This is a genomic window from Candidatus Chloroploca asiatica (assembly GCF_002532075.1).
GTDB classification, from domain to species: Bacteria; Chloroflexota; Chloroflexia; order Chloroflexales; family Chloroflexaceae; genus Chloroploca; species Chloroploca asiatica.
In genome coordinates this window covers 1-2,272 of the sequence record NZ_LYXE01000191.1, presented here as the reverse complement: position 1 = coordinate 2,272, position 2,272 = coordinate 1, and the positions used below count along the sequence as shown (strand labels likewise).

General features: G+C 60.0%; 1 protein-coding gene and 1 pseudogene. One reads left to right on the top strand and one right to left on the bottom strand.

Annotated features, from left to right (window positions below; all coding sequences use genetic code 11):
- Nucleotides 1-335 precede the first annotated feature (335 nt).
- Nucleotides 336-1,745 (bottom strand): dihydrolipoyl dehydrogenase, encoded by a 1,410-nt coding sequence (gene lpdA / locus A9Q02_RS22785; protein WP_097655380.1) that lies wholly within the window; start codon nucleotides 1,743-1,745, stop codon nucleotides 336-338.
- 339 nt (nucleotides 1,746-2,084) lie between these two features.
- On the opposite strand from lpdA, the pseudogene A9Q02_RS22780 reads away from it, so the two are divergent.
- A pseudogene (locus tag A9Q02_RS22780) lies at nucleotides 2,085-2,272 on the top strand (caspase family protein); the annotation flags it as partial.

Below are 2,272 nucleotides of genomic sequence, written 5' to 3'. Positions count from 1 at the left end.
CGGGGGCCGGGCCCGGTGTACGGGCACCCCTTGCGGGTGCCCTGGTGGGGTGCATGCACGGAAGATGCAATCGCCCTAGAAAGCCGCTCAAGCAGGGCGCTTCATCCCAGGCGTGAACGCGCTGGGCTTTCGCACCTAAAGGCGAGCATCCGTAAGGTTGACGCAAAGGCGCAAAGGCGGGCATGCCGATCCACAGTTTCCCGGTAGCACCGCCGACCACGAAGACTGATCACGAATAAACGAATAGGGGCGTTGCAGTGCGCTCTTCGTTTATTCGTGGCCCCCATGCGTGGTCGGCGAACGACCCCAGAAAAACTTACGTTACAAACTACTGATTAGATATGGATCGCCGCCCCATGCACCAGGGCGTGCGCCGCTTCGCCGATGGCTTCGTAGAGCGTCGGGTGAGCGTGGATTGTCTGGAGCATGCTCTCGCCGGTGGCTTCGTGGGTCAGGGCGAGGCCGCCTTCGCTGATCATTTCGGTGACGCGGGGGCCGATCATATGCACGCCCAGGATCTCGTCGTACTGTTTGTCGGCGACGATCTTGATAAAGCCAAAGCGATTCTGACCGAGCACACGGGCTTTGCCGTTGGCCGAGAAGGGGAACTTGCCGACTTTGACCTCGTAGCCCTGCTCTTTCGCTTTCGCTTCGGTGAGGCCAACACTGGCGATCTCGGGGCTGCAATAGGTGCAGGCCGCGATCTTGCCATAGTCAATGGGCGTGACGTGCAACCCGGCGAGATGTTCGATCGCAAGAATGCCTTCGGCGCTGGCTTTGTGTGCCAGCCAGGGCGTGGCAGCCACGCAATCACCCACCGCATAGATGCCGTCGGCAGCGCGCATATAGCCATCGGTCGTAATAAACCCGCGTTGATCAAGCGTCACGCCCGCTGCTTCGAGGCCAATGTCCTTGGTGTTGGGCAGAATGCCAATCGCCACCAGCAACTTCTCGACCGTGATCGGGGTGGTTTTGCCATCGGTGCCCGTCACACTGACCACGACATGCTCGCCACTGGTATCAATGCCCTCGACCCTGGCCCCGGCCATCGTCTTGATGCCCCGGCGCTGAAACGCCTTGACGAGTTCTGCCGAAACCTCTTCGTCTTCGTTGGGGACAATGCGCGGCAACGCCTCAACGACCGTCACCTCGGCCCCGAACGCCCGGTACATCGACGCAAACTCGATCCCGATGGCTCCGGCTCCAATTGACATAAAACTTTGCGGAACCGCAGACAACCCAAGCGCATCAGTTGACGAGAGCACGCGGGTATGGTCAAAGGGAACCCCGGGGAAGGGGCGAGGTTGGGCACCGGTGGCAACCAGAATATGTTTAGCCTGGAGCGTACGTTCGCCGCCGGCATTGAGCTTGACATGAACCTGACCACGCCCGGTGAGCGTAGCCCAGCCGGTGACAACCTCGATCTTATTCTTCTTCATCAAAAAATTGACGCCGTCGCTGCTCGCTTTGACGACCGCATTTTTATGCTTCATAGCCCCGGCAAGATCGAAGCTCACCCCTTCGACCATCACGCCGAAGCGCTTGCCCTCTTTCACCTCATCAAGCAGATCGGCACTGTGGAGCAACGCCTTGGTCGGAATACAACCGACATTCAGACAGACCCCACCCATTGGCCCGGCCTCAACAATGGCCGTCCGCAGGCCAAGTTGCCCTGCGCGCACAGCGGCGACATACCCGCCCGGCCCGGAACCCACAATCACCACATCGTACACAGCTTCACTCACGATATGGACCTTTCTACCCTCACTTGCGCATTTCTGTGCAGCATTGCACAAACCACTGCTATTGTAGCACACGCCGTGCGCTTAGTGCCGATCCGCCTGTTGTTGACGCAAAGGCGCAAAGGCGCAAAGCTGCGCAGGCGATCCATAGATGACGCAGATACGGAAGCTATAATCTGCGTCATCTGCGGACGATCGGGATGATTTTGGAACCGCCCTGGGTCATGCGGTGGTTGGGCACCCATACATCGATCCATCTGCTATACTAGCGTCAGCACAGTTTCTTGAGGCTTGTTGCGATCCGATCAACGGGCGTTGCTCGTGGGACGTGAAGGGAGGGCGATGATGACCTGGAACCAGGCGCATGCGTTGCTGGTGGGGGTTGGTACCTATACCGATCCTGGGTTGCGCGGGGTGCCGATGACGGTCGCTGATGTCCACGCGCTGGCGGCAGTGCTCGGTGATCCGCAGTGCGGTGGCTATGCGCCGGGGCAGGTGACGCACCTGACCGATGCCGCCGCGAGCCGGGC